Below are 24361 nucleotides of genomic sequence, written 5' to 3'. Positions count from 1 at the left end.
GAGAAATATGCATTCTTCTATTCGTATTGCCATTGTACTGACACTGAGTTTGATTTGGGTCACACAACTAAGTTTTAGCCCTGTGCTATTGAGTGTCATTTTCGCCATTTGTATCGGTTGTCTGTGGAATTTCATGCAATCTACGGGCAACCATTTCCCGAAATGGGCAATTTACATTTTGACCCTTGCTGCTCTAGCGGTCACTTTTTGGAGCTATCAAAGCTTTTTAGGGGTGGAAGCGGGCGTAGCTATTTTAAGCATCTTTCTCTTTGCGAAAGCCTTAGAAACAAAAACGCAGCGTGATGTGATCATTTTGTTTAATTTTGCATTATTTGTTGCGGCGAGTATGTTTCTACATAGTCAGTCATTTATGATGGCTGCCATGGTTTTACTGTGCTTGCTCAGTTGTTTATTGGGACTGTATCGAGTTCAAACCAGTTTTTTCGTATCTCAAAATTCGAGTAGTTTGGCTTTAAAGCAAGATGCAAAACACGTCATTAAATTTGTAGGTCTCGCACTGCCTTTTTTTGTGCTGTTGTTTATGTTTTTTCCACGCTTACCCCCACTTTGGCATATTCCAATTCCTGAAAATAAAGCAGTGACAGGCATGAGCGACAGTATGTCACCTGGTGATATTGCACAATTATCTCAGTCGAGTCATTTGGCTTTTCGTATTATTGGCGATGTTAGTCAGCTCCCAAAGCGTTCTGAGCTTTACTGGCGTGCGATGGTCTTAGATCAGTATGATGGTCAAAAGTGGACCAGTAGTTTTATCAATCAGCAAAGTATTGCAAATGAGACGCTAGGCCAAATATCTGCATCTAAAAAATGGAACTATCAATATTTACCCGCTGATGCCGCGATTCCTTGGATCATGGGATTGGAATATTCACAACCTTTAGAGCGACGTTATCAGCTACGTCAGGATTGGAGTATTCAGGCTTATCGTCAAGTACAGCGTGTAGAGCCGATTTCACTACAATGGATGGGAAATGTCCAACTTACTCAAACTAAATTATCCAATGTGCAACGAAGTATTAACTTAAAAGCGCCTGAGCAAATAGATCTGAAAGCACAACAATTTGCACAACAACTCTTTAAACAAAGTAATGCCAATCCAAACCGTTATATCCAAAATGTTTTGCAGTGGTATCGCAACAATGGCTTTAGCTATACCTTGCAGCCAGGCTTGTTGGGGCAGCATCGTATTGATGAGTTTTTGTTTCAGTCCAAACAAGGGTTTTGTGAACATTATGCCTCTAGTTTTGCGATGTTGATGCGTTATGTGGGAATTCCTGCCCGTATCGTGGTCGGTTATCAAGGTGGTCAGCTTTCACCAGATGCAAAAAGTTGGGAAGTTCGACAGTTAGATGCACATGCATGGACGGAAGTTTTTGTGGATGGGTACTGGAAACGCTATGATCCAACAGCCATGATTGCGCCACAGCGTATTGAACAGGGTATGCAAGACTTAATGAGTCAAGATACTAGGGTTTGGGGGCAGAGTAGTCGGTGGAATGTACAGCGCTATTCCGTATTAAATAAAATGCGGATTTGGAGTGACTATGCCAGTTATCAATGGCAAAGCAAAGTCGTTGGTTATAATGCAGAAACTCAAAGGGGGTGGTTGCAAAAATTGGGACTTCAATCCAGTTATTCATTAGTATTGCTGATTATGATCAGTATTGGTGGATTAGTTCTATTGTACTGGTTCGCTATATTTTGGCGTAAACGTGCTCAGATTTCTGAATATGATCTTGCAATTTTGCATTTTTCTAAAAGCTTAACCGCAGAGCAGCGTAAGCAAAATGCCGAAACGGTAAATCAATGGTTGTTGCGCTTAGCTCAAGAGGTTAAACCTGAACAGCAAGTTTTATTTAAGCAGGCAGCTGATTATTATCAACAAATACGTTATTTCAATCCGTTGAATGCAAAAAATATTCAACAATTTAAACGAATGCTTAAAACTTGCACATCTGCGTTAAAAAACAAGAAATAGCGCTTGTCATACTTTTTAAAAGTGAATATTATGCAGGAACTTTAGGTGTATAGCTCAGTTGGTTAGAGCGCTACGTTGACATCGTAGAGGTCAGCAGTTCGAGTCTGCTTATACCTACCAATATATATCAAGGACTTATAAGCAAATCAGACGCTTATAGGTCCTTTTTTTTGGTGCATTGGGTGCATTCGAAGTTGGCAAACTTGGCAAAACTGGCAGAAAATGGCAATATTTACGTCAAATTTGCGACAAGTCTGCGACAAGATGAAAATACCAAAACCAAGAAAAAGAGGCGAGACTTACACAATAACTGTCTCATATCAGAATCAAAGATATTATTGCACACGTGATACCGCAGCAGAGTGTGAGCAGTGGGCAGCCCTTAAATTGGTTGAATTAAAAACTCAAACCCAAATTGAATCGGGTGAGCTGAAGCCAAAATATCTATTTCGTGATCTAAACAATAAGTACTTTGAAGATGTTGGCCAATGGAATAAATCAAAGTCTTCCTTGGCATGGATTAAGGGCCAGTATAAAAACTTTGAGATGAAATTTGGTGCTTTAGCACAGAAGTCTATTTATGACATCACACCAAAGGATCTAACAGGCTGGCGTAACAACCGACTTACTCAAGTTGGTGAAAATACTGTACTGAAAGAAATATCACATTACAGTGCTATGTTTACCTTTGCTCAAAAGGAATTATTTCTCCTGGACGAAAATCCATGGATGCAAATGACTAAGCCCAAAAAGCCCAAAGCACGTACACGTCGAATACATCCATCGGAAGTAGATCTGATGTTGAAAGTTTTGAATTATGAAATGGGTACAGTTCCGACACTTCCACAGCATTATGTTGCGTGGGGTTTTCTATTCGCGCTGGAAACAGCTATGCGTCGTGGTGAAATCTTAGGTATCGAAAAGAAAGATATTTATGATGAATACGTTCACCTGCCAAAGACTAAAAATGGTGATCCAAGAAATGTCCCATTATCTGACGAAGCTTTAGCTTTGTTGGAGTTGATTCAGCATGATGGCCGTCGTGTTATTCCCCAGTCAGAGAATGCATTTCGATTAATGTGGGAAAAGCGCAAGGCAGAAGTAGGGTTGAATAATCTTCATTTCCACGATACGCGTCATGAAGCCATTACTCGTATGGTTCGCATTAGAAAGCTGCCAGTTGAAGTACTTGCAAAAATTACTGGCCATAAAAAAATTGATGTCCTGGTGAATACCTATTACAACCCGGATGCAAAAGATTTGGTTGATGCGTTCAAGTCTATAGAAAGAAATAAGCCCGCATAAAGCGGGCATTTATCAATTGATGCGTTTAGGTCCTCGTCGTCGCGGTTGCTTTTTCAGTAGGGCATCGGCCGCTTCAGGATCGTACATATGCTTGCCGTTGGTTCCTTGATTAATTACAGCAAGCTTATTGCGTATGGTTTCATCAGAGAAGCCGTATTTAGCAACAAGCTCAGCCACCGATACCAGTTTACGTTTTTCGAGCTTTAGCGCGGTTACAGTGCCGCCAAATAACTTTTGACCAAGTACGATTTGAGGAGCCGAATCTGCATCAATCGTTACAACGAATTCAGGCATTTTCTATTTTCTCCTTTTCATCAAGCAGCTGTGCAAAAAGCACAGCTCCAGTACGGACACGATTCGCTAATTTCGAGACATTCGCTTCAGCATAAGTAGCCATGTCATTTACATATTTTGGTAGCGGTGGACTCATACCGACTTTTAAGTATTCCTCAGTGATATGAGCCACGATTTTACGTTCAAGGGAAAGTTTAAAATTTGGGCTTTGGAGCATTTCAAAATGGGTCATGACCATACTCCTATTCTCTAAATCCGTTCGAGATCACTTGAAGTTGATCTTTTTTAGAACTAATTTCTTTTTTTCGAAAGTCCCATTCTGAGAAGTCTATAAATTCTTCAATCTTAGACTTAACTAATTTATTCAAATATTCAGGACTCAAAGCATCAAGCTCCCAACTTGAAGAACCAAATTTTTTACGATAACTTTCAAAGCGAGAATCTGTGTCCTTGGCTGGGTTTTTTGGTGGACGCAATTCTTCAATTTGCGAATAGTTTAAAGCTATACGTTCAACAGCCAAGTTTACTGGTCTACCGCACAAGAGATTTAAACGCTCTGTTAAATCTCTTGTCATATCTATTCCAGATGGGTCATGGTCGCCTAAGTGAATAATTATGTGTTGCTTGTAATGTGGTTTAGACGTGATATGGCTTTTGGCAAAATCATATAAAACCGAACTTGACGGATATCCACGTGCTGCTAATAATGGTACGTCATAAGCATTACAAGTCCTTTCCAGAACCCCAACTAAAGCTTCCTTTTCTACAATTACATAAACTTGATATTCTTGAGCCTCCCACATATTCATGTGAAAGCTGCGAACACAGGCATCCAAAATACTAGATACAGAACTCCATCTAGACCGAACTATGAAATCGCGAGTTCTGTCTTCAATTGCATCCCAATCAATGAGTCCTGCTAACTTTGCGTCATTAATAACTGATGCTGTACGTTTATAAGAATTAAGATCATTAGAGATTATATCTCTAGCTACCAACTGGTAATAAAGCTGACGTACTGTAAGGGTGTAACCTTGAGATTGATAGGACCCAATTAGCTCATTCATAAAGTCGATTAATTCTAGCGAATTTCTACGGAATTCTTTTGGTATGAAGCAAACTTTACTCATCACACAGCCTCCTTCTGAAGCAGCTTAAATTCCAAATCTGCACATTTTTGAGATAGGTCATTGAATGCTTGACCTTGCTCAATCAGCAGCTGCTGTTGTGTCGCTTGCATTTTCTTAATTTCAATAAATTGTTTAGCCTGATGAATTGCATCATCAAGGGCATTGTGGGGCATTCCCACAAATGGCATATCAAATTTTGGTACAGATTTTAAAAGGGTACGGAAACAGAACTCTTTGTAATATTTCCAAGGTCGTTCGATGCCAAAATAATCCAAGGCATTGTTAATCCAGCGAATATCAGCTAAGGAACCTTTCGACCAGATTTCAGTGCATTCATTTAATTCGTAAAATTGAACCAGGGCCTTCAAGGCTTCTTGTATGTCTCCCTCACCGTTGAACGCATAAGCACGAGCATCTGGATCTTGTTGATCCCACCAATCAAGTGTGCTTTGACTAACAGTAAAACCTTCGCTGATAGCAGTCTCTTTATTGATGAAGTATTCAAAATAATCTTGAATTTGCTGATCATTAAAAACCACGGCACCAATACTGAGTAAAACAGGGCGTTCGCCAATATCTAAAGTTTCACAATCAACCATTAATTTATTTTTCATGCTGAAAGTTCCTTTCTTAATTGGCTAGTACGTTGACGGCATTTGACACAGTGATGCTTGCCAGATTGATAGGCTTTGAACTCAGTAAGTCCATGTAAGTCACATTTGCCTTCAAAGGTGCTTTCACCATTAGCAAGGGCTTTCGTTTTAGCTTCAAAATTAAACTTGTGACGTTCTTGTTCTTTCGTCAAGGGACGGTCAGTTGAGCTTAAAACTGGTCTTTTTTTACTGACAGAATCAGCCATAGATTCGCGCATAGATTGCTGGCCAGTTTTATATTCAGTGTCCTTTGGTTTCATACTCATTCGAGTTTGGCCAAAGGGAATTTGAGTCGGTTCAGATTTGCCCTGAGCCTTTAAAAAGTCGTCGACTTGGATGGCAAGGGCAATGGATTTGCCCTTATTAATGATTGCACTATGATCAATGTTCGATTGCATAATGTTCCCCTAATTCGCTCAAAACAAACTCAGCTGTTTCAGAATCAACAGTTAATGGGATGGTATGTGGACCAAGCGTGTGCATAGTGAGCGTGACATTTTTTTCGTCAGACTTGCGCACATGCACGTGCACCAAATTTTCTAAATTAAAAACATGTTCAATTTTTTGGTTATCAGTGAATTTGAGCATGCTCGTTCTCCTGATCTTCAATAATTTTTTGAAGGTGATTAGCTTCAAGTTTTAAGTACTTGGCGTGGATAACAGCAGTGCATAAGCACCAAACCAATCCAGCAATGAAAGCTGTTGCGAGTAAAAAAACTAAAGCAAAGGGCAGTGTCTGAATAAGGATCATGATCATTCTTCAACATCCCCTGTATTAAGAAAGTCCTTCATAAATTCAGCATGTGCCTGATGAAGCTCATTTGAAGCTGTATCAAGTGCTTGAAGGATTTCTTTATATTTTTTCGCGTGGTCTGTATTGGAACTAAATGGCGTCATATAGAGAGGCCAAAGAATTTGGTGGGGATGATCAAATTCCTCTTTTAGCCAGTATGAAAGCCAAACGCCATTGGTATGACCAGAAAACTCAATGTGCACATTAAAGTGTTTTTCGATATTCAGACGTAATGAATCTGCAAATAAAGCCTGTAATTTTTGATTTACCTGATCTTTTAAAGAATTAATTTCTTTAATTTTTTTGCTTTGCCTCTTTGGCCATGAATCAATCACTGATTGTTCAGGCACAATGCTTTCTTGGGTTTGGATTAAATTCATGCAGACTCTCCAATCGTTTGAATGCGAACGACGGCAGCCATTTCTTCCAACCAAACTGCTTTTTCAGAAAGATCGATAAATTCATAATCTAAAGCAGCAGTGATAAATGCATCAGCTTGGGCTATAGCAGTAGTGAAATCATGCTGATTGGTAGCATTGCGCATAGCGGAAATTGCACCGCTAATTTGGCTTACAGCACGGTTTTTGAACCAGGTATTGTCTTTGATGGACTCTGGCTCTGGCAAACCAAAGTCATCAGATGTAATGCGGGAAAGAATAATTTGATCGAACGGATCAGATTTATTAAGTTTCTTTAACATATCGACACCCAATTAAATAAGTAAAGTTAATTTGTCTAATTAAATTAACTTTACTTAAAAAGAGTGTCAACTGTTAAATTAACTTTTCTTAATTATTTTTGATTGGACGAAAAAAAACCGACACAAGTCGGCTTTTTAGATGAGATTAAATAAATTTTTTACTAGGTGTGAACTTACCAACATATTTGCCGCGATATAAAGCATTTTCTTTAAGCGGGATGATGTTTGGTTGGAAATTTTCATTTAAAGCTTTTAAATATATTTTGTTAAATTCTCTTACTAAAGCTTTAAAAGTTGCTTCATCATCTTGAAAAACAACAATCATTTCGCCAGTTTGTACACTTTCGAGATCCCAATCTGGATCGATACAAATAAAATCACCATCATTAAATTCAGGAGCGTTGCTGATTCCTTGGCAAATTAAATAAAAACTATTTTTTCCTGCTTCTGGAGGTCCTGGAAGCCATTTATCAATCTCGTGAGGTTGGATTGATCTTACATTAGTCATGTTTCCGCATTGGATATAAGTCAAGACAGGGAGCATCCGTGTTACTGGTCTGTAATCTTTTACATTATCAGAAGTTTCTGATTTTCCATACATTATGTAGTCAGTAGTTGTATTTAAAACTTCTGCTAGAGTACTTAGATGTTCATGTTTAGGGACATTTACATCATTTTCCCATTGAGAAATGGCAACACTTGAAGGACCAATTTTTGCTGAAAGATCTTTCAATGTGAGTTTTTGAGCTTTTCTTAAGTCTCTTATTCGCGCTCCAATTGTATCCATCATTTAAAACCTTAAAAATTTAACTTATCTTAATTCTTGACTCGTAAAGTTTAGTTGTGTTTAATTAATTAACTTTACTTAATTTTACGAGATTAAAGATGACTCTTGATGAAGCAAAGAAGAAATTGAATTGTAAGAAATCCAAAGATCTTGCTGCATTGTTGGAAATTTCCCCAGAGGCTGTAAGCCAGTGGAACCCTGAATGTATTCCAAAGCGTCGTGAATATGAGGTTTTGGAAAAAGAATTACTGCTTGGTTTAGTACATAAACAAACTGTAAATCAGAACTTTGCTGAAAGTAATGTCTAATCTTGGGAGCGAATTGGATATGTCAGAATTTTTGTCAAATTTTGCTGCTGAAAATTCCGTTTTACCTTTGGACGTTGCAGTTTATCGAGCATGTAAAGACCGACATGGTAGTAAAGCGGCAATTGCTGAAATTAATGGGTTTAACCCAATGGTTTTTAGTAAATGCGTGGATATTAATAACGATCAGTACCACTTACATCCAGAGCATATTGAAGCAGTTTTAAAATATACAAAAGACATCCGAATTTTGGAAAGTTTGTCAGCTACCCATGGTAATGCCGTGGTTTATGAACTTTCAGGAAATCTAGATATTCATGAAATTGGTTTTCTGGAAAATATTGGCAAAGTATCAAATCGGGTCGGGGAGCTTTTTAGCACCGTGAGCAACTCGCTAAAAGATGGGCGAATTGCAGAAGTTGAAATGGCAACTATCGAAAAAGATGCAATGTGCCTGATCGCAGCGGTTGCACAGTTAAAAAAATTGGCTCGTGCTAAAGCTGAACGTGATGCGGAGTTTGAATAATGGCACTTTCGTTTGATCAAGTTCGGGATGCTGCAAATGGTTTATGGAAATCCAAAATTTTCCCGTCTTTTGGTATTCAAGTTCCTGCATCTAAAAATCAACACGGGCCATGTCCGATTTGTGCAAGAAGTCCGTCAACTTCTAGCGTCTCAGGCAAGACGCTTGGAAAAGCAAGTAATGTGGATCGCTTTCGTTGTGACGATCAGCAGGGAAATGGATCATGGATCTGCAATGTTTGTGGTGCAGGTGATGGTTTTTCTTTGGTAGCTCAGGCACGTGGATGGACTCGAAAAGAGGTTTTAAATGAAATCGGCACTGAGCTTGGACTAAGTACTGAAGGTAAAACCAATGCTGCGGATCGTACTAGGTGGCGTAATGAAGCTGAAGCGCGTCGTAAACAGGCTGAAGCAGATGAATTGAAAGCCAAAGAAGCTGCAGCAAAAAATGCAAAACGTCGATGGGCTGAAAAATCACATGACCGTGACTGCCCATATATCGAACGAAAACAGATTAAAAATTTCGGATGCAAAATTAATGCAAAGGGAAATCTCATTGTTCCGCTATTCGATATACATGGAAAAATTTGGAATATTCAGGAAATTCATGCTGATGGGCATAAACCATTTTTGTTTGGTGGTCGTGTGAGTTCATGTTTTTTCATGATTGGACATGTCACTGAGCAAGATCAACTCATTTGTATTGCAGAAGGTTATGCCACAGCTGCAAGCATTCATGAAGCTACAGGACACGTCACTGTCGTCGCATTCAATTCAGGAAATATAGACAAAGTGGGTAAAGAAATCCGATCACTCCATCCATACGCACGTCTTGTATATTGTGCAGACGATGACAGTCATTCAGAACCACCAGATGCAGGTTTGAAAGCCGCTAATAAAGCTGTGGCTGCAACAGGCGGTATTGTGATTCTTCCCGAATTTAGTCAAGTGGTGAACGTATGAGTGAAGAGGAAATTTTAGAGCAGCCACAATCAAATTCTCACCTATCTGATTTCAATGACCTGCATGTGATGTCAGGGTTAGCAGAAGTGCGCAAGCAGATCGAAAGCGGTATTTTTTCTCAATCTTCTGCTTTTGCCGTTCCCCCGAACCCCCTTAATTTTGCAGGCCAAGGTTTAGGGCAATTTTCGGCTGCGGATCAGGCGCTTTTGGCTGAAGAAATCTATCATGAGGGTGTTTCTCATGAATTTGGGCTAGATACTTATACGGAAGCGGACTTGATTGAGCGTGAAAATCAATCTGGTGGGCCTGATTCTGAGGGGCAAGGGGAATCTCAGGAATACGAACGGCCTGATTTTACTGTTGAAAAATGTTTGAGTCGTTTTGAGTTGGTGGAAGGTAAAACAGATGTTTGGGATTCCTTTCGAAAGAAAATTATTAAGTCAACAGCATTTACTAAAATGGTTGGCAAATCAGTCGCAGAAAAGTGGCAGTCACACCGAAAGCGTAAAATGATTGATGCTGATACGCTCAAAGTCGAGGTTGATAAGCTAGAAGCATTAGAAATTAATGATTTATTAGGCCGTTATGTGCATCTTGAAGGTACGCTAGAAAGTTGGGATAGATTGCATCGTGAGCGCGTTAAAAACATAGCGATTAAAGAAGCATTTCCAAACCAGTATGATATGTGGTTTAAATCCCCACATAGAAGCATGATTCATAATACGGATCTTATTTTTGATCCGACTAATTCACATAAATCTCATCAAATCAACAGATTTACAGGTTTGGAGGTTGTTGCACTAAGCGATCCTGATAACTCTGATTTATTGATGAGTAAGAAGTCTGCATATGAAAAATGTAGAAGTTTTGATCAATTGTTGCGTCATTTATGCGATGGGGAGCCGAAGGCATACGGCTGGCTAATTCGATGGCTGGCTTATCCGTTGCAGAACAAAGGCGCCAAAATGGCTTCTTCGATTCTTATGCATGGCAATATACATGGCGCAGGGAAGTCGCTATTTTTTGGCGGTGTTATGGAAAAGGTCTATTCCAAATATCATAAGACGCTAGATCAGCGAGATTTGGAAAGCCAATATAACGATTGGGCTGATGAAGTGCTTTTTTTGCTGTTTGAAGAAATTGCGAATAATAAAACCAAGCATGGCATGATGGGTTTTATTAAGCATTTGATCACTGGCTCTAAACTGTCAATACATCAAAAATTCTTGTCGTCGATGCAGCAGGCGAACCATATGAATACAGTGTTTTTATCAAACCATACTCAGCCTTTGCCGATTGAAGAAAATGATCGTCGATTCTTGGTTTTGTATCCGAAATCGATTGTTCCGCAAGATTTATTAGATCAGGTAGTCATGGATCTGGATGATCAAAGCGTAATTGATGCATTTTATACATTGCTTCTACAGATAGATTTGACAGGTTTTAATGCACATACAAAACCTCCAATGACCAAAGCAAAGCAAGAGATTATTGCGTATACCTTGCCTGGCTATGACACGTTCATCACTCACTGGAAAGCAGGGGAAACGGACTATCCGTACTGTACTTGCACGACAATGCAGCTGTATGAGGCTTATCAAAAATGGTGCAAAATCACTAATGAGCACGTTGTTAGTTTAAAACGCTTCATGGGTGAAGCTAAGAAATATGGAGTTGTCTCCACTGAAAAACAGGAGCATTGGCGAAAACCGTCCGCAATAATTCAAGCTAAACAGACCAAAGTGATTATTGTTGGTGAGATGCCAGAATATACTCCAGACAGAAATGGCGACTTAGTCAAAACATCTAAAATAGATTGGCTTGGTGCTTCAATTGAAAAATTTGACAATGCATTGCATGGGGATGATAATGAACCGCCATTTCCAAAAAACTATTAAAAATCAACTGAAATGTGTACCATGTGTACCGTCGTGGTTACCATTGTTAAGCAATGGTACACACGCACAGACCGCACTACATAAGCCTTATATTATCAATGTGTACTATGTGTACCATTGCGCGCGTGTGCGCATACGCGCGTATTTTCAAACAACCACTTTCAACACCACCTTGATTAATATCAATCCGTTAAAAAAGTATTCTCACGTAAGAATATTTGTATATATGGTACACATGGTAAACATTTTATTAAAAGCCTTCTCAGTAAAGGCTTTGCTGTGTTTACCTTTTTTTGTGAACATACACAAAAAATTGACAAACCTAAACATTGCTTTCCAAGATGTTGATTTTAGTATTTTATTTTTGTGTACCTTTGCAGCGGGGCTTTTATAATGGAAAAATTCCTACGTTTGCTCAATCCTAAATCAATCAACTACGGGGCAGACCGCATTGATGGTGGTTCACCTCCATTGACAGCGCAAGATGTAGTGCTTGCAATGAGTTATGCAAAATTAACTCAATTTGAAGACAATCTACTTCGCCTTAAATACTTTGGAGCGAACACTAAATCGAATGTAAAAATCTTTAGTGAAATTTTGGTGGCTAAGTATGAGTCTAAATTTACTGAATCAGGTGTAAGCCATGATTATCATCAATCGATATTGCTGATTGCTGTGACAGAGTTTTGTTTAGTGCCAGCCAGCTATAAACCAACTGAACGAGCTAGGGCTGCACTTTGTGGCTGGAGTGATACCACTGTACGGAAACATATGAAGATATGGGTTGATCGAGTTATTCAAGATCTAAATATGGAGCTGTCAAATGGCGAAGATAAAATTTTTACTCAGGTAAGTAAAATTAAGTAAACTTTATAATTGACACAAAAGCAAAGATAAGTTAATTTTTACCACAATGGAAAACTGTAATTAAAACGCTGTAGTTCTCCAGTGAGTCGTGAGACTCAATTTAACGACTGCATGTTCTCTCAGAGGTTCATGCAGTTTTTTTATGCCCACAAGATTGCCACGGTGACAGTCTTGTGGGTTTTTTTATGGCCGAGTTCGTTGGTGATTGTATGGGTAAGCGTGAACGGGATGAGCACTGGAAAGAGCATGAACGTGCTGTGGCCAAAGCAGAAAAGGCAAAAGCTAAGTCATTGATGGATGATAAGTCCAAAGCATGGCGTAAAGCATGTGCTGATTTCTTATTGGCAAATAATTACTGCCATGATTGTGCAAAGCGTGGTTATACAAGCCCAGCAGAGCAGGTTGCCCACCTTGTAGATCCGACAAGCCAAGTTAAATTTTGGAATATTCAAAACTGGCAAGCTTTGTGTGAACCATGCTTTCAGCGAATCAATGAGGGCAAAACGCTGACAGTGCATGAACCTATTCCCACAGACGCGAAATTATATACGGTGAAGTGATGACACGATTAGCAAAGCTTGGTGGTTCATTGCCAACGTTGAAGAGTAATCAACCAACATTGACCACCCAGAAGAATTATGGACAAGGCCGTGGCGGTAGACCTTGGCAGCGATTAAAGCGTGCGGTTCATGTGCGTGATGGCTGGACTTGTTGCAAGTGCCAACGAGTAACTATGAATCTTGAGTGTGACCACATTGTCAACAAGGCTCAAGGTGGTACGGATGATATGGACAACTTACAGTCACTATGCAAGCCATGCCATGACAAGAAAACATTGCAGGAAAGTAAACAAGGGCAGGGTCGATAATGGGGCAGATAGTAAGATTTGAAATACCAGATGGCGCTGCATGCATGGGGTCACATGTAGTTCTTGAGGATGGTTCTCGTATCCGTGGCATTCAAGAAATTACATTGAAGGCAGGTGTGGATTAGCAGCTATGGTCTTTAGATTTAAAAGTTACTCCTAAATTTCTAGACCAGATTCCATTGCATGTTGAACTACGCTCTATTGATATCGGCAACATCCATGACCTGAGTGATGAGCAATTGAAGCAGATCGGACTGCAACGCATCAAGGATTAATTGAACATACAGAACCTGCACACGCTAGCGTGGTTCTATGTTGGCAGCTCGGAATAGACGGCCATTGATTGAATCTGTAGGCGATACATAAATCTGAAAGTGGAGAGCTAGTAGGGTGGTGTCTCGGTACTCGTGAATAGCTTTGGGTGAACACTAAGACCGACTAACACTGTGCAAGGTTCGCATCTTGCCAATCAATAAGCCTAGCTTCTGCTTGATGAAGCCGTTGGGTGATGAAACGTTAAGCACGAAGATTTGATGTGACTCGAATGAATGAAATCCCTGTCGGCAACGGCAGGGATTTTTAATTCGTGGAACATACAAAGATATTCATTCTCTTAAGGTTTTCGTGGAACATCTTAATAAAATGAATAACTTGCATCATATTGGTGCAGCTTAAAACCCGTGGGGGGTATGAAATTTTAAAAATTTGGGTCCAAGCGGACACCGCCCCCTATTCTCATTTGTAAAAAAAACGTCGATTTTCGGAAAAGTAAATAAACTATTTATTGAAAATCATAAATTTAGATTAATTTTTCAAAAAATTCAGATTTTAAGGTGAAAAAATGGCTTTGACTGAACAGATGAAAAAATTCGCACATGCTAAGTTGAAAACTGGTGAAGATGGTCGCCAATTGTCCAATAAGCAGGCAGCTATTGAAGCGGGCTATTCAGAAAAGTCAGCAGGGTCAAAAGGCAGTCAATTAGCAAAAGATCCCGAGGTATTAACTTATCTGGACGGGCTTTTAAAATCAGGGGGGCAGGGGGCGGGCTTTGTATTTGAATCTATGCCTCTTGGTGAAGCTGCAATACAAGCCGACATCAAAGAGATGGAGAGTGTAACAAATTCGCTTGAGTATTTGCGATCAGTTTATAAAAACCCCCGATTAGAACGGAAAGTTCGTATTGAAGCGGCTAAAGCTGCTTTGCCTTATGAGTTTGGCAAAGTTGGAGAAATGGGTATCAAGCAAGGCCGTGACGCTGCAGCAGATGATGTTTCTGAAAATGATGATGACTTTGCGACAGCTGGAAATCAGCGAGCAGCGCGAGGCCAGCAAAGAGTGAGTTGATATGTCTTCAATGTCCCCAATTTGGACTACAGCTTGCCCAGATTGGGAAAAGAAGATTCTGGCAAAAGAATCACTGATTGCTTGCAAGCCGTTATATCCAGATGAAGCCGAAATGGCTCTAAACGTATTTAAAAAACTTACGTTAGTTGATGTTGCTGGCAAGCCGAAAGTTGGTGAAGTAACAGGGCAGTGGGTTTTAGATTTTGTTGGTGTGATTTTTGGCGCTTATGACTACGAAAAAAATGAGCGCTTAATTAACGAATTTTTTCTGCTGATCAGTAAGAAAAATACGAAGTCTACACTTGCTGCAGGCATCATGCTGACAGCGATTATTTTAAATGACCGACATTCGGCTGAATTTATTATTTTGGCACCAACGAAAGAGGTTGCTGATAATTCATTTAAACCAATTCGGGACATGATTCGCGAAGATCTCAAATTGAAGGCGCTGTTTAGCGTGTCTGAGCATACTCGCACTGTAACGCATAGAAAAACAAAGGCAACTTTATCTGTTGTGGCAGCGGATACGGGTTCGGTGGGTGGTAAAAAAGGTGCATATATTCTTGTTGATGAGCTTTGGATTTTTGGTAAACGTGCTAATGCCGAGCCGATGCTTGAGGAAGCAACGGGTGGTATGGCTTCTTTCCCTGAAGGTTTTTTAATTTGGTTGTCTACTCAGTCAGATGAACCGCCAGCTGGAATATTCAAAAAGAAATTAGACTATGCTCGCAAAGTGCGTGATGGTGAAATTAATAATCCATCTTTTTTACCCCTACTGTATGAATTTCCGCAAAGCTTGATTGATGATGAAAGCTATTTGAACCCAGATTATTTTTATGTGACAAATCCAAATCTTGGTCGTTCTACTCATATCCGCTTTTTGCTGAACAAGTATGAGCAGGCAAAAGAAAACGGTGCTGATTCGATTCAAATCTTTTTAGCAAAGTATTTGAATGTCGAAATTGGCCTGAATAAGCGTGCGGATCGTTGGGCAGGTGCAGACTTTTGGATGACATGTGCTTACAAGGAAAGATTGGTTATTGAAACAATCATTGCTTTGAGTGATGTCATTGTTGTAGGCCTTGATGGTGGTGGTTTGGACGACTTATTTGGTATGGCAGTCATGGGGAGGGATATGGATGATCGAGGTCGTTGGTATCTTTGGACTAAAGCCTGGGCTCATGAAATTGTTTTGGAAAGACGTAAGGAAATTGCACCTGCATTACTTGATTTTAAGGATGATGGTGATTTAACCATTGTCAAAAATTTGGGCGAAGCAATTTCGCAAGCTGGAAAAATTATTAAACGTTTAGATAATAGTGGGAAACTTCCAGAAAAACATGCCATCGGCATGGATAAATTGGGTATGCCTTCAATGCAAGACGGCTTAATTGCTGAAGGTGTTGATTTTGAGAAAATGGTTGCGGTGCCACAAGGTTATATGCTTTCAGGATATGCACAAACATTAGAGTGGAAACTTGCAGAAGGTGAATTGTTACATGCTGGCCAGCGCATGATGAACTGGTGCGTGGGTAATGCAAAAGGCGTACTGAAGGGAAATGCTTTGATGATTACTAAACAAGAATCTGGACGTGGCAAGATTGACCCATTGATGGCATCAATGAATGCGTGTGCAATTATGTCTCAAAATCCTGAAACGCCAACAGAAAGCTATGGGGTGTATTTTGTATGACGCGAAATGAAAATATAAAGCAAGAAATTGGGCGACAATGGAGCCTGCAAAACCATTATGGGGCCTGCACAACAGCAGGCAAAACAGATAAAGAAATCGCTCAAATTGATGAGCGATTTTTTTTGGCTTGTGAAAAGTTGGAAGCACTTCAATCAGGCTTAAAGCTAAGTAAAACCAAGGAGTAAAAAAGCGATGAAGCTTGCTTATAGCTTACTCGAAGTTAAGTCGGTCAATGATGAAGAGTGGAAGCTTGAGGGTATTGCGACAACCCCAACGCCTGACCGTGTTGATGATGTTGTTGAGCCAAAAGGAGCGCAGTTCACATTGCCAGTTCCATTTTTATGGCAGCACGATAAGCGACAACCAATTGGAAAAGTCACTGAAGCTCAAGTTACTGACGAAGGTATTAAGGTTGTCATCCAGTTAGTAAAACCTGAAGAAGTTGAATCAGACGAACTGAAAAAGCGTCTGCAAGAAGCTTGGGACAGTATTAAAACTGGCCTAGTTCGTGGTCTTTCAATTGGTTTTCGTGGTCTTGAAGTAGCTGATATTCAGGGTACTTGGGGATATAAGTTCATCAAATGGGATTGGTATGAATTATCCGCTGTCACGATTCCTGCGAATCAGGAAGCAACAATCACTGGCATTAAGACACTCTGCCATCCCGATCAGTCAAATAAACACAACATTGAGCAGCAAGAAAAGTCTTTGCCGTGCAAACCGCCTCAATCAACCAATTCAACAGCTCCAGTACCAAAAGTGGGCGGAGTAAAGCTGTTTGAAGCACCAAAATTTAAATCTACTGGAGTGAAACTCGTATGACTTTGCAAGAGCATATTAATAAGATTAAAGAAACCATCAAAGATACTGAGAAAAAAGTATCTGTGATTATGGAAAAGGCGCTGAAAGAGGGCAAGACCCCTGAAGGTGAAGATGAAGAAACTATCAAGGGTCATGAGGCTGAAATTGAAAATCTTAAATTGAACCTCAAACGCCTTGAAAATCTGCAAAAATCACAAGCAGATTGGAATGAAAATACAACGCCTGTTGATGGCGGCACAGCTGAAAAAGGTTTGGATTCGACTCAGGGTAAAAAAACTATTGAAGTTAAAAGTAATTTGCCTGCGGGTATCGGTTTTGCTCAATTTGCTCGCGCTAAGTTTGCTGCACAGGTTGAAGCTAAAAAGGGCAATTATGTTTCTCCTTTGGACATGGCAAAGCAGTTGGGTTTTAATCAGGAAGTCCAAGATCTTGTAGAAAAGGCCACAGTTGGTTCTACAAGCGACCCAAATTTTGCTGCAGCATTAGTGCAAGAAAATCGTCTGGTTGGCGAGTTTGTAAACATGTTGCAAGCAGCAACTATTTTTGACAAGTTAAAGGGTATGCGAAGTGTGCCTTTTAATACCACAATCCCATCCAAAACTAAGCGTGGTAAGGCTGCATGGGTGGGGCAAGGCAAGAAAAAACCGATGACCAACCCAGAGTTTGCTGATGTCAAAATTGCACAGCATAAATTGGCTGCAATCACTGCATATAACGTTGAATTAATTCGACGCTCTGATCCAGCTGTAGATGTTTTGGTCCGTGATGACTTGATTGAAGCTTCTCAAATTCTAATTGATGAGACTTTTGTGGGTTCTCAAGCTCAAACAGATGAAGTTCCAGCAGGAATGCTCAATGGTGTTGCTCCTATTGATGCTACTGGTATTACTGCAGCAGCTTATGACAATGACCTTCAATTATTAGAAGATAAGTTTCTGGAAGCGAATTTGTCGCTGGATGGATCGTATTATTTGATGTCCGAAACACGCGCATCGCGTATGGGCCGTTTACGTGATGCTTTGGGTAATTATTACTTTGAAGGTATGCAAGGCGTCAATAAAGAGCTAAACGGCCGACCTGTTGTGACATCTCAGACTGTTGGCGATGTGATTCAGCTTATTAAAACTTCTGAAATTCTATTGGCTCAAGATGGCGGTGTGGATGTGTCATATTCAGATCAGGCAACGCTTGAAAATACGGATGGCACGATTATTAATTTGTGGCAAGAAAATAAATTTGCAGTGCGTGTAGAAAAATTTATTACGTGGGCTAAACGTCGCCCGATTGCGGCCGCATGGATTGATTACTCGCAATTGCCATAATTTGAAATAATCCAATTGGTGTTGAAGCCCCTAATTTTTAGGGGCTTTTTGTTGAGTAGAGAAAATGCCAAAAGTTAAATTTTTGAAAGATATTTGCTCTGGTCGAGCTGGATCTGTGCAAGACCTTCAGGATTATGAAGCTAATGTACTCATTCAATTGGGTGCAGCAGAAATTTTTGATGAAAAGGAAGCCACTAAAAAGGCTGAAGCTGCACGAATTGCAGTAGAAGAAGCTGAAGCTGAGCGTAAAGCAGCAGAAAAGGCTTATGAGGATATACCGCCAAACATTTTATTGAATTTGAATGGCAGACCTGTCGTTGGTGACTATGGCGATATGATTCAACAGCCTGAAACGCTATCTGTAGTCGAGGAACCTGGGAAAAAGGGCTCTAAAGCATCTAAATAAGGGGTGAAATCAATGGGTTTTTTTAGCAATGTATTTCGCAAAAAATCCTTGTCACCTGTCAATGGTGGTGGCGGATGGCGAATCTTGGAACCATTCATGGGAGCATGGCAGCGAAATATTGAGCTAAGTCGAGAAGATCAACTTTCATTTCATGCAGTTTTTGCCTGTATTTCAATTATTTCGAAAGACATAGGCAAATTACCTTTGCAGCTTCGCAAGCAAGAAAATGGTGTTTGGGTTAAAGCTAAAGATAAAAAGCTTAAGTTTCTTGAAAAACCTAATCATTTTCAAACCATGCAGCAGTTTCTTGAGTTTTACATTATCTCAAAGCATACACGTGGCAATGTATACGTTTTAAAACTGCGAAATGCTTATGGTGATGTTGAACAGATTATTGTTCTGAATCCTGACAACGTAACACCTTTAGTCAGTGATGCGGGTGATGTTTTTTATCGAATTGGAATAGATAAGCTTGCAAAACAGCAAGAATCTATCATTTTGCCTGCTTCTGAAATCATTCATGACCGTTGGAACTGCTTATATCACGCACTTGTCGGAATTAGCCCGCTTGTTGCTTGCGGCTTGAGTTCAGCTCAAGGTGTGGCAATTCAAAAATATGGTGCCAAGTTTTTCAATAATAATGGTCGTCCTAGCGGAATTTTAACCATGCCTGGCAAGATTCTTGAGGAGGATGCCAAAAAGATTAAAGACGCATGGGAAAGTAACTATTCAGGTGAAAATATTGGTAAGACTGCAGTCCTTGGTGGCGATGTGAAATATATCGCAATGGCCATGCCCGCAGCGGATGCACAAATGATTGAGCAACACAAATGGGCGGCTGAAGTCTGTTGTTCTGTATTCAATGTTCCGCCATGGAAAGTAGGTATTGGGAGTATCCCTCAAGGCCAAAAAGTTGAGGATATGGAGCGAATCTATCTGAACAGTTGTTTACAAAGCCCAATTGAGGCCATTGAAAATTGTTTTGATGAAGCATTTGATCTGAAGTCTCAAGGTTATGAGGTTTTCCTAGATCTCTCGATACTTCTTCGCATGGATAGCATTTCTCAAATGAATTTCTATTCATTGGGCGTACAGCGTGGAATTTTTGCGCCTAATGAGGCACGTGCTGTATTTAACTATGAACCTGTAATTGGTGGTGATACACCATATATGCAGCAACAAAATTATTCACTTGAAGCTATCTCAAAGCGGGATGCGAAAGAAAATCCGTTTGATACAAGTTCGGCAAAGTCTAAAGGAGATGATGATGGCACTGACAACAGCTGACGTGGCACGTCATCTTCGCTATGACGAAGATGACATTGTTGCCCAAGACTTGCAGTCAATTTTAGATAGTGCAGAACAGGCCGTGAAAGACCATATTTTGAATAAATTCGATGCTGAAAATAAGATTCATCAGCGAGCAATTTTGATGATGTGTGGTTACTTTGATGATAACCGTGGAGTTGGTAAAGATACCGTTTCAAATGAAGGTTTTTTACCACAGCCAGTCAAAGACTTACTTTCTCGATATTACGTTCCATTGGTGATTTAGATGACTTGTTCAAGTTGTGAGGAAAGACGTGAGTGGATTCGAAAACAAACCAAGCGGGCAGAGCTGCGAATGCGAAAATTGTTGCAGCAGCTTAGTTTCTCAACTGCTGGAGACAATCAGCAATCAAAGCCTGCAAATGACAGCACTGATCAACAGCCACGCTGAGCAAAATGTTCTTTTGGCGAAAATTATTGATCAAAATAATGATTTGATTGCTGAATTTATTTCAGAAAATGATGAAGACGATGGGTCTTCATCGTCCGAATATTTGGATGGTTAAATTATGGGTTTAGCAAGTGAATTGCGACATCGTGTGGTAGTCCAAGTGAAAGGGACTGAACGTAATGCGGATGGCTATCCAGTACCTGGGACATGGCTAGATTATAAAGAATTGTGGGCCAAGGTTACGCATTTATCGGGTAAGGATTTGATTGCTGCTCAGGCGAATCAGTCCAAAGTTGTTGCGCGTTTAAAAATTCGTTATCGCGAAGACATAAATACAGAAATGTCAGTGATCTACAAAGGCAAGCGTTACGCTATTGATAGTCAAGCGCTTGAGGATGTGGGCAGCGGTAATGAGTACATTACATTTTTACTTTCAGAGGGCATTCAGCGCTCTTAAGGTGGGTGATATGGCTGTCAATTTTAAGCTTGAGGGTTTAGATCAAGTGCAATCTAAGCTTGATCTGTTGGCCAATCCTAAAAAAGCAAAATCTATTGCGCGAAAAGCTGCACGTCAGGCGATGAATATTGCAAGAGATGTTGCAAGAAGTGCCGCTAGAAACCTAGATGATCCAATAACATCTGAAAAAATTTATAAAGAAATTGTTGTTCGCGGTGGTAAAAGCCGTGACTCCAATTCAATTGTAATAAAAGTAGGTGTTAGAGGTGGGGCAAAAATGCCTTATGTAAATAGCAGTGAAAATCGACGTACAGGTAGAGTGGGTAAGACTTATCAAGTTGAAGGTAAGGTTTTTTATTGGAGATTCTTAGAGTTTGGTACATCTAGACAGCCTGCTACTCCATTTTTAAGACCTGCGTTAAGTAATAATATTGATGCTATAACGAATAAGTTTTCAGAAGTTTTTAGTGCTGAAATTGATAAGGAATTGGCTTTATGACAGTTGAAATTTCACGAGCGCTTAAGGCAGATGATATTTTGGGGCCAAAACTAGGGGAGAGAATATTTCCGAATACAGCAGATTTTGGTACACCTGTTCCATATATTGTTTTTCAGGGAATTGGTTCTAATCCAGAGCATACTGTGGATTGTGGAGCTGTGAATGAAAATAACTCATTTCAGCTAGTGGTTTGGCATGACGATATCGAAGATGCTGAGGCAATAAGATCGCGTGCAGTTAAAGTTCTGGAAAAAATAGGTTTTTTTTATCTAGGCAAGCATCCAGATAATGAAGATTTTGAAACAAAACTGTTTGGCCGTGGCTGGGATATGAGTTACTGGTCGGGCGTATAAGTCATTAACTAATTTGTTTTGTATACCACCGAAAGGTGGTTTTTTAATGCCAAAAATTTGAGGAGTAGCTACTCATGGCACAACAGAAAAAAGGTGTTTTAGCGAATGGTACTGCTGTATGGATTGTCCACGGAAGTGTACCTACCTTAACCAAAATGGGCTGTATTAAGGCCTTAGTGCTTGGTGATGACAGCGCATCAGAAGTTGATACCACTTGTTTGGAGGAAACTAGTACCAAAACTTCTGAATATGGTTTGGTGACACCGGGTGAAGGTTCTATTCAAATTGATACCGATCCCAAAAATGGCTCACATATGAAATTACTTGAATTGGCAGCAGCTAAGGAAAAAGTTGAAGTCTATGTGGGGTGGTCAGATGGTATTGCGGAGCCAACATTAACAGGCGGTGATGTTGAACTTCCTGAAACTCGTACTTGGTCAAGTTTTGAAGCTATTCTACGTAAAGGCTCTCCAGTCTTTGCTGTAGATGCCATGGTGAATCACACCATTCCAATGAAACGCCAATCAGAAGTAATTGATCAGTTTAAGGTGACACCATAATGGAAAAATTAAGCTCAGCTGCTCTGTTAGGATTATTGGACAATGCGGTTTTGGAATTGGTGCCAAAAGAAATAGCTTTTACCATTGATGGTAAGGACTATACGGTGAATATTGCTGTAAAACGTTTAAGTTTTGATGAATCGGTTGATTTAACGCGAGGTCAAGATCTTACAAGTATGCTTATGGCAGATCTGCATAAAATTCGCATTTTAAAAACTATTTATAATGCAGACACCAAAGAGCCACTTTTTGTCGATATTGTTGCTGTAGGTCGGCCAGTGTCGGCAATTGTTGATGCTATGTATAAAGCTTCTGAGGACGTTAATGATTTTTCGGGAAAGCAGCAGATCAAGCACTTGAAGAAAATGAGTTCTGGTGCGAGCTTGTCAGTTGCGGAATCGGTGGAAGCACCATCCGAGAAGCAAAACGAAACTTAGATAATGCTGAGCTACAAATATGGAGAGCCTTTCGTAAAAAGAGGGGCTCTTTATTTTTTGGACGCAGAATTGAGCAAGGTTTTGGTAATTTAATGGCCCATCACACCATGTTTAAAGTGAAAGATCCTGAATCAGTTTCTGCTCTCACATACATGCCACATGAAGACGCTCCAGTGACAACTTTTGAAGAAGAGCGTTTGAAAGCAATTAGAAAGAAATCCGCTTAGGCGGGTTTTCATTCTTTATATAAATATTTTGGAGCGCAGTATGACTATTAATTATGAAGCTTTAGGTCGATATGTAGCGGCAGAAGAAACTGTCACTGCTTTATTGCTTAAGCAAAGCCAGCTTGTTACCCAAATGGATAACATTTTAATTCAAACCAAGCAAAATTATTCAGCGACTAATACGATTCGTATTGTAGAAACAGCCAAGCTGATTGAGTTGTCTACAGCTTTGAATCAAGCCCAGAGTGACCTGTTAGATGCTGTGCGCGAAGCCAATCACTATGCAGATACTGCAAATAAGCCAAAGCTGCATATAAAAGAATAAAATTAAGTAAACTTAAATTTTACGCAAAAAATTAACTAAACTTAGATTTTTGTTGTATATTAGCGAAAACCTCGAATGAAATTGACAAGATGCTCAATCCAAGCTACTTTAAAAAGGCACTAGCAAAATCTAGTGCTTGGATTAGCCTCCAGTCAATTTCACAAGGTCAATATTGACCGCTTTCGCGGTTTTTTATTGTCTATAGCTTTCTGCACTCTGTAGATAGCGCCTGCTATGGCGGGTTAGGTGGGAGCGCTTCGGCGCGCCAGGCCCTTGTGACTGGTAAGGCTAATCCTACTTAATCCGCCACCCAATTTATTAGCCTGAGTTTGGTGGTGAACATTCCGATAACACAAGGAGTATTCACTATGAGTACACAAATTTCTGCATCTAATAATCAAGTTATCCGTTTTAAAAATGTTCCCGTTGTAACTACTGCACAGCTTGCAGGGTTTTATGGTGTTTCTCAAAAAAATATTTTAGATAACTTTCGTTATAACGCTGACCGATTTGTAGAAGGGAAACACTTTTTTAAACTTGAAGGCGAGGCGTTAAAGGAGTTTAAGAACATCCCCGAAAATTTCGGGAATGTTTCAAAGAATGCAGCAAGGATCATTTTATGGACAGCACGTGGTGCTGCTCGTCATGCCAAAATGCTGGATACAGACCATGCTTGGGATGTGTTTGAGCGTTTGGAAGATTGTTACTTTAACCAAGAACAAAAAGTACCAGTGAAAAATGAAGTTAAACCCTATGCTCCAACTGGAAATGATTTGTACCTACCAAAAACAGAAGGGCGTTACTTTGTAGAAAATCAAAAGGACGGAACTTTGGTGGTGCGTCGGGCAGATCAGTACACGTTAATTCGTAGAGCGCACTTGGATGTTGTAAAGAAAGACTGTAAAACTATTATTCAAGAATTGGAGCTATTTTCTAAATCTTTAGAAAAATTAGAGAGTTCTTTAGAGCTAGATGTTGAGCTGATGCCGGTATTAGGGAAACTGAATTGGCGGGGTGTTTAGTAGATTAATTGCTCAATTCATAATATCCTCATTAAACTTTTGGGTTTAATGGGGATTTTTTTATGATGTGGTTTTTGATAGCTTTACTG

35 protein-coding genes and 1 tRNA gene are annotated in these 24361 nt (G+C 39.9%); 27 read left to right on the top strand and 9 right to left on the bottom strand.

Features of this window, described 5'->3' with window-relative positions; translation table 11 throughout:
* Window positions 1-7: 7 nt before the first annotated feature.
* From GBI16_RS06925 to GBI16_RS06915, 3 genes are all read left to right on the top strand, one after another.
* Window positions 8-1999 carry a DUF3488 and transglutaminase-like domain-containing protein gene (locus GBI16_RS06925; protein ID WP_086209562.1) on the top strand — a complete coding sequence of 664 codons (1992 nt, stop codon included), beginning with the start codon at window positions 8-10 and terminating at the stop codon, window positions 1997-1999.
* 43 nt (window positions 2000-2042) lie between these two features.
* Window positions 2043-2119: transfer RNA gene (locus tag GBI16_RS06920), tRNA-Val, on the top strand.
* Between the two features lie 144 nt (window positions 2120-2263).
* Window positions 2264-3304, top strand: a complete 1041-nt coding sequence (locus tag GBI16_RS06915) for a site-specific integrase (RefSeq protein WP_151706798.1) — start codon at window positions 2264-2266, stop codon at window positions 3302-3304.
* A 12-nt stretch (window positions 3305-3316) separates the two neighbouring features.
* On the opposite strand, the gene GBI16_RS06910 is transcribed toward GBI16_RS06915, so the two are convergent.
* From GBI16_RS06910 to GBI16_RS06875, 9 genes are all read right to left on the bottom strand, one after another.
* Window positions 3317-3598, bottom strand: a complete 282-nt coding sequence (locus GBI16_RS06910) for a DNA-binding protein (protein WP_151706797.1) — start codon at window positions 3596-3598, stop codon at window positions 3317-3319.
* Complete coding sequence (locus GBI16_RS06905) at window positions 3591-3830, bottom strand: hypothetical protein (protein WP_151706796.1); 240 nt, start codon at window positions 3828-3830, stop codon at window positions 3591-3593. Before GBI16_RS06905 ends, GBI16_RS06910 begins: the two co-directional genes overlap by 8 nt.
* 10 nt (window positions 3831-3840) lie before the next feature.
* On the bottom strand, window positions 3841-4728 hold the full coding sequence (locus tag GBI16_RS06900; protein WP_215900680.1) for a hypothetical protein: 888 nt from the start codon (window positions 4726-4728) through the stop codon (window positions 3841-3843).
* The gene (locus tag GBI16_RS06895) at window positions 4728-5342 is read right to left on the bottom strand and encodes a 3'-5' exonuclease (protein WP_151706795.1); all 615 of its coding nucleotides are present in this window, start codon (window positions 5340-5342) and stop codon (window positions 4728-4730) included. The genes GBI16_RS06900 and GBI16_RS06895 overlap by 1 nt, the downstream gene beginning before the upstream one ends.
* The gene (locus tag GBI16_RS18645) at window positions 5339-5779 is read right to left on the bottom strand and encodes a hypothetical protein (RefSeq protein ID WP_171494538.1); all 441 of its coding nucleotides are present in this window, start codon (window positions 5777-5779) and stop codon (window positions 5339-5341) included. The genes GBI16_RS06895 and GBI16_RS18645 overlap by 4 nt, the downstream gene beginning before the upstream one ends.
* Complete coding sequence (locus GBI16_RS06890) at window positions 5763-5969, bottom strand: hypothetical protein (protein WP_151706794.1); 207 nt, start codon at window positions 5967-5969, stop codon at window positions 5763-5765. Before GBI16_RS06890 ends, GBI16_RS18645 begins: the two co-directional genes overlap by 17 nt.
* A gap of 165 nt (window positions 5970-6134) precedes the next feature.
* Window positions 6135-6554, bottom strand: coding sequence for a hypothetical protein (locus GBI16_RS06885; protein WP_151706793.1), 420 nt, complete (start codon window positions 6552-6554; stop codon window positions 6135-6137).
* A complete protein-coding gene (locus GBI16_RS06880; protein ID WP_151706792.1) occupies window positions 6551-6874 on the bottom strand; it encodes a hypothetical protein in 324 nt (107 codons plus the stop codon). Before GBI16_RS06880 ends, GBI16_RS06885 begins: the two co-directional genes overlap by 4 nt.
* 145 nt (window positions 6875-7019) lie before the next feature.
* A complete protein-coding gene (locus tag GBI16_RS06875) occupies window positions 7020-7664 on the bottom strand; it encodes a LexA family transcriptional regulator (protein ID WP_228267819.1) in 645 nt (214 codons plus the stop codon).
* Between the two features lie 95 nt (window positions 7665-7759).
* Between GBI16_RS06875 and GBI16_RS18815 the strand changes: the two genes are divergently transcribed.
* The 24 genes from GBI16_RS18815 (at window position 7760) to GBI16_RS06755 (ending at window position 24272) form a co-directional block, all read left to right on the top strand.
* Complete coding sequence (locus GBI16_RS18815; protein WP_215900679.1) at window positions 7760-7969, top strand: Cro/Cl family transcriptional regulator; 210 nt, start codon at window positions 7760-7762, stop codon at window positions 7967-7969.
* A 19-nt stretch (window positions 7970-7988) separates the two neighbouring features.
* The gene (locus tag GBI16_RS06865) at window positions 7989-8492 is read left to right on the top strand and encodes a phage regulatory CII family protein (protein WP_151706791.1); all 504 of its coding nucleotides are present in this window, start codon (window positions 7989-7991) and stop codon (window positions 8490-8492) included.
* Window positions 8492-9451 carry a primase-helicase zinc-binding domain-containing protein gene (locus GBI16_RS06860; RefSeq protein ID WP_151706790.1) on the top strand — a complete coding sequence of 320 codons (960 nt, stop codon included), beginning with the start codon at window positions 8492-8494 and terminating at the stop codon, window positions 9449-9451. The genes GBI16_RS06865 and GBI16_RS06860 overlap by 1 nt, the downstream gene beginning before the upstream one ends.
* Complete coding sequence (locus GBI16_RS06855) at window positions 9448-11349, top strand: primase-helicase family protein (RefSeq protein WP_151706789.1); 1902 nt, start codon at window positions 9448-9450, stop codon at window positions 11347-11349. The genes GBI16_RS06860 and GBI16_RS06855 overlap by 4 nt, the downstream gene beginning before the upstream one ends.
* Window positions 11350-11742: 393 nt before the next feature.
* On the top strand, window positions 11743-12216 hold the full coding sequence (locus GBI16_RS06850) for a hypothetical protein (protein WP_151706788.1): 474 nt from the start codon (window positions 11743-11745) through the stop codon (window positions 12214-12216).
* Window positions 12217-12401: 185 nt separating this feature from the next.
* Window positions 12402-12776, top strand: coding sequence for a hypothetical protein (locus GBI16_RS06845; RefSeq protein WP_151706787.1), 375 nt, complete (start codon window positions 12402-12404; stop codon window positions 12774-12776).
* Window positions 12776-13084, top strand: a complete 309-nt coding sequence (locus GBI16_RS06840; protein ID WP_151706786.1) for an HNH endonuclease — start codon at window positions 12776-12778, stop codon at window positions 13082-13084. The genes GBI16_RS06845 and GBI16_RS06840 overlap by 1 nt, the downstream gene beginning before the upstream one ends.
* A complete protein-coding gene (locus GBI16_RS19025; protein WP_266095370.1) occupies window positions 13084-13209 on the top strand; it encodes a hypothetical protein in 126 nt (41 codons plus the stop codon). The genes GBI16_RS06840 and GBI16_RS19025 overlap by 1 nt, the downstream gene beginning before the upstream one ends.
* Window positions 13210-13925: 716 nt before the next feature.
* Entirely contained in the window at window positions 13926-14429 is a 504-nt protein-coding gene (locus GBI16_RS06835) for a terminase small subunit (RefSeq protein WP_151706785.1), read from the top strand.
* A gap of 1 nt (window position 14430) precedes the next feature.
* Window positions 14431-16122 carry a terminase large subunit gene (locus GBI16_RS06830; RefSeq protein ID WP_151706784.1) on the top strand — a complete coding sequence of 564 codons (1692 nt, stop codon included), beginning with the start codon at window positions 14431-14433 and terminating at the stop codon, window positions 16120-16122.
* Window positions 16119-16307 carry an ABC transporter ATP-binding protein gene (locus GBI16_RS06825; protein ID WP_151706783.1) on the top strand — a complete coding sequence of 63 codons (189 nt, stop codon included), beginning with the start codon at window positions 16119-16121 and terminating at the stop codon, window positions 16305-16307. The genes GBI16_RS06830 and GBI16_RS06825 overlap by 4 nt, the downstream gene beginning before the upstream one ends.
* Before the next feature lie 7 nt (window positions 16308-16314).
* A complete protein-coding gene (locus GBI16_RS06820) occupies window positions 16315-16944 on the top strand; it encodes an HK97 family phage prohead protease (protein WP_151706782.1) in 630 nt (209 codons plus the stop codon).
* A gap of 2 nt (window positions 16945-16946) precedes the next feature.
* Entirely contained in the window at window positions 16947-18266 is a 1320-nt protein-coding gene (locus tag GBI16_RS06815; RefSeq protein WP_404814585.1) for a phage major capsid protein, read from the top strand.
* A 64-nt stretch (window positions 18267-18330) separates the two neighbouring features.
* Entirely contained in the window at window positions 18331-18672 is a 342-nt protein-coding gene (locus tag GBI16_RS06810) for a hypothetical protein (protein ID WP_151706780.1), read from the top strand.
* Between the two features lie 12 nt (window positions 18673-18684).
* Window positions 18685-19959: a phage portal protein gene (locus tag GBI16_RS06805; protein WP_151706779.1), complete on the top strand. Its 1275-nt coding sequence runs from the start codon at window positions 18685-18687 to the stop codon at window positions 19957-19959.
* The gene (locus GBI16_RS06800; protein WP_151706778.1) at window positions 19940-20227 is read left to right on the top strand and encodes a head-tail connector protein; all 288 of its coding nucleotides are present in this window, start codon (window positions 19940-19942) and stop codon (window positions 20225-20227) included. Before GBI16_RS06805 ends, GBI16_RS06800 begins: the two co-directional genes overlap by 20 nt.
* A gap of 28 nt (window positions 20228-20255) precedes the next feature.
* Window positions 20256-20507, top strand: a complete 252-nt coding sequence (locus GBI16_RS06795; RefSeq protein ID WP_151706777.1) for a hypothetical protein — start codon at window positions 20256-20258, stop codon at window positions 20505-20507.
* Between the two features lie 3 nt (window positions 20508-20510).
* The gene (locus GBI16_RS06790) at window positions 20511-20849 is read left to right on the top strand and encodes a phage head closure protein (RefSeq protein ID WP_151706776.1); all 339 of its coding nucleotides are present in this window, start codon (window positions 20511-20513) and stop codon (window positions 20847-20849) included.
* Window positions 20850-20859: 10 nt separating this feature from the next.
* Entirely contained in the window at window positions 20860-21348 is a 489-nt protein-coding gene (locus GBI16_RS06785) for an HK97-gp10 family putative phage morphogenesis protein (RefSeq protein WP_125275044.1), read from the top strand.
* Window positions 21345-21701 (top strand): DUF3168 domain-containing protein, encoded by a 357-nt coding sequence (locus GBI16_RS06780; RefSeq protein ID WP_151706775.1) that lies wholly within the window; start codon window positions 21345-21347, stop codon window positions 21699-21701. Before GBI16_RS06785 ends, GBI16_RS06780 begins: the two co-directional genes overlap by 4 nt.
* A 74-nt stretch (window positions 21702-21775) precedes the next feature.
* On the top strand, window positions 21776-22261 hold the full coding sequence (locus GBI16_RS06775; protein WP_151706774.1) for a phage tail tube protein: 486 nt from the start codon (window positions 21776-21778) through the stop codon (window positions 22259-22261).
* Window positions 22261-22698 carry a hypothetical protein gene (locus GBI16_RS06770; RefSeq protein WP_151706773.1) on the top strand — a complete coding sequence of 146 codons (438 nt, stop codon included), beginning with the start codon at window positions 22261-22263 and terminating at the stop codon, window positions 22696-22698. The genes GBI16_RS06775 and GBI16_RS06770 overlap by 1 nt, the downstream gene beginning before the upstream one ends.
* 267 nt (window positions 22699-22965) lie before the next feature.
* Complete coding sequence (locus GBI16_RS06760; protein ID WP_151706772.1) at window positions 22966-23250, top strand: hypothetical protein; 285 nt, start codon at window positions 22966-22968, stop codon at window positions 23248-23250.
* A 368-nt stretch (window positions 23251-23618) separates the two neighbouring features.
* A complete protein-coding gene (locus GBI16_RS06755) occupies window positions 23619-24272 on the top strand; it encodes an ORF6N domain-containing protein (RefSeq protein WP_151706771.1) in 654 nt (217 codons plus the stop codon).
* The last annotated feature ends 89 nt before the right edge of the window (window positions 24273-24361 follow it).

Source organism: Acinetobacter sp. TUM15064, assembly GCF_008980265.1.
Classification (GTDB): domain Bacteria; phylum Pseudomonadota; class Gammaproteobacteria; order Pseudomonadales; family Moraxellaceae; genus Acinetobacter.
The sequence above is the reverse complement of the archived record's forward strand: the minus strand, read 5'-3'. Positions and strand labels throughout refer to the sequence as shown.

Coding starts and splice junctions, on each gene's coding strand:
- GBI16_RS06780 (WP_151706775.1), top strand. CDS start 21,345: ATGACAGTTGAAATTTCACGAGCGCTTAAGGCAGATGATATTTTGGGG.
- GBI16_RS06830 (WP_151706784.1), top strand. CDS start 14,431: ATGTCTTCAATGTCCCCAATTTGGACTACAGCTTGCCCAGATTGGGAA.
- GBI16_RS06905 (WP_151706796.1), bottom strand. CDS start 3,830: ATGACCCATTTTGAAATGCTCCAAAGCCCAAATTTTAAACTTTCCCTT.
- GBI16_RS06875 (WP_228267819.1), bottom strand. CDS start 7,664: ATGATGGATACAATTGGAGCGCGAATAAGAGACTTAAGAAAAGCTCAA.
- GBI16_RS18645 (WP_171494538.1), bottom strand. CDS start 5,779: ATGCAATCGAACATTGATCATAGTGCAATCATTAATAAGGGCAAATCC.
- GBI16_RS06775 (WP_151706774.1), top strand. CDS start 21,776: ATGGCACAACAGAAAAAAGGTGTTTTAGCGAATGGTACTGCTGTATGG.
- GBI16_RS06820 (WP_151706782.1), top strand. CDS start 16,315: ATGAAGCTTGCTTATAGCTTACTCGAAGTTAAGTCGGTCAATGATGAA.
- GBI16_RS06790 (WP_151706776.1), top strand. CDS start 20,511: ATGGGTTTAGCAAGTGAATTGCGACATCGTGTGGTAGTCCAAGTGAAA.
- GBI16_RS06915 (WP_151706798.1), top strand. CDS start 2,264: ATGAAAATACCAAAACCAAGAAAAAGAGGCGAGACTTACACAATAACT.
- GBI16_RS06760 (WP_151706772.1), top strand. CDS start 22,966: ATGACTATTAATTATGAAGCTTTAGGTCGATATGTAGCGGCAGAAGAA.
- GBI16_RS06785 (WP_125275044.1), top strand. CDS start 20,860: ATGGCTGTCAATTTTAAGCTTGAGGGTTTAGATCAAGTGCAATCTAAG.
- GBI16_RS06810 (WP_151706780.1), top strand. CDS start 18,331: ATGCCAAAAGTTAAATTTTTGAAAGATATTTGCTCTGGTCGAGCTGGA.
- GBI16_RS06885 (WP_151706793.1), bottom strand. CDS start 6,554: ATGAATTTAATCCAAACCCAAGAAAGCATTGTGCCTGAACAATCAGTG.
- GBI16_RS06770 (WP_151706773.1), top strand. CDS start 22,261: ATGGAAAAATTAAGCTCAGCTGCTCTGTTAGGATTATTGGACAATGCG.
- GBI16_RS06890 (WP_151706794.1), bottom strand. CDS start 5,969: ATGCTCAAATTCACTGATAACCAAAAAATTGAACATGTTTTTAATTTA.
- GBI16_RS06900 (WP_215900680.1), bottom strand. CDS start 4,728: ATGAGTAAAGTTTGCTTCATACCAAAAGAATTCCGTAGAAATTCGCTA.
- GBI16_RS06800 (WP_151706778.1), top strand. CDS start 19,940: ATGGCACTGACAACAGCTGACGTGGCACGTCATCTTCGCTATGACGAA.
- GBI16_RS19025 (WP_266095370.1), top strand. CDS start 13,084: ATGGGGCAGATAGTAAGATTTGAAATACCAGATGGCGCTGCATGCATG.
- GBI16_RS06840 (WP_151706786.1), top strand. CDS start 12,776: ATGACACGATTAGCAAAGCTTGGTGGTTCATTGCCAACGTTGAAGAGT.
- GBI16_RS06910 (WP_151706797.1), bottom strand. CDS start 3,598: ATGCCTGAATTCGTTGTAACGATTGATGCAGATTCGGCTCCTCAAATC.
- GBI16_RS06865 (WP_151706791.1), top strand. CDS start 7,989: ATGTCAGAATTTTTGTCAAATTTTGCTGCTGAAAATTCCGTTTTACCT.
- GBI16_RS06825 (WP_151706783.1), top strand. CDS start 16,119: ATGACGCGAAATGAAAATATAAAGCAAGAAATTGGGCGACAATGGAGC.
- GBI16_RS18815 (WP_215900679.1), top strand. CDS start 7,760: ATGACTCTTGATGAAGCAAAGAAGAAATTGAATTGTAAGAAATCCAAA.
- GBI16_RS06755 (WP_151706771.1), top strand. CDS start 23,619: ATGAGTACACAAATTTCTGCATCTAATAATCAAGTTATCCGTTTTAAA.
- GBI16_RS06860 (WP_151706790.1), top strand. CDS start 8,492: ATGGCACTTTCGTTTGATCAAGTTCGGGATGCTGCAAATGGTTTATGG.
- GBI16_RS06855 (WP_151706789.1), top strand. CDS start 9,448: ATGAGTGAAGAGGAAATTTTAGAGCAGCCACAATCAAATTCTCACCTA.
- GBI16_RS06925 (WP_086209562.1), top strand. CDS start 8: ATGCATTCTTCTATTCGTATTGCCATTGTACTGACACTGAGTTTGATT.
- GBI16_RS06895 (WP_151706795.1), bottom strand. CDS start 5,342: ATGAAAAATAAATTAATGGTTGATTGTGAAACTTTAGATATTGGCGAA.
- GBI16_RS06805 (WP_151706779.1), top strand. CDS start 18,685: ATGGGTTTTTTTAGCAATGTATTTCGCAAAAAATCCTTGTCACCTGTC.
- GBI16_RS06850 (WP_151706788.1), top strand. CDS start 11,743: ATGGAAAAATTCCTACGTTTGCTCAATCCTAAATCAATCAACTACGGG.
- GBI16_RS06880 (WP_151706792.1), bottom strand. CDS start 6,874: ATGTTAAAGAAACTTAATAAATCTGATCCGTTCGATCAAATTATTCTT.
- GBI16_RS06835 (WP_151706785.1), top strand. CDS start 13,926: ATGGCTTTGACTGAACAGATGAAAAAATTCGCACATGCTAAGTTGAAA.
- GBI16_RS06845 (WP_151706787.1), top strand. CDS start 12,402: ATGGCCGAGTTCGTTGGTGATTGTATGGGTAAGCGTGAACGGGATGAG.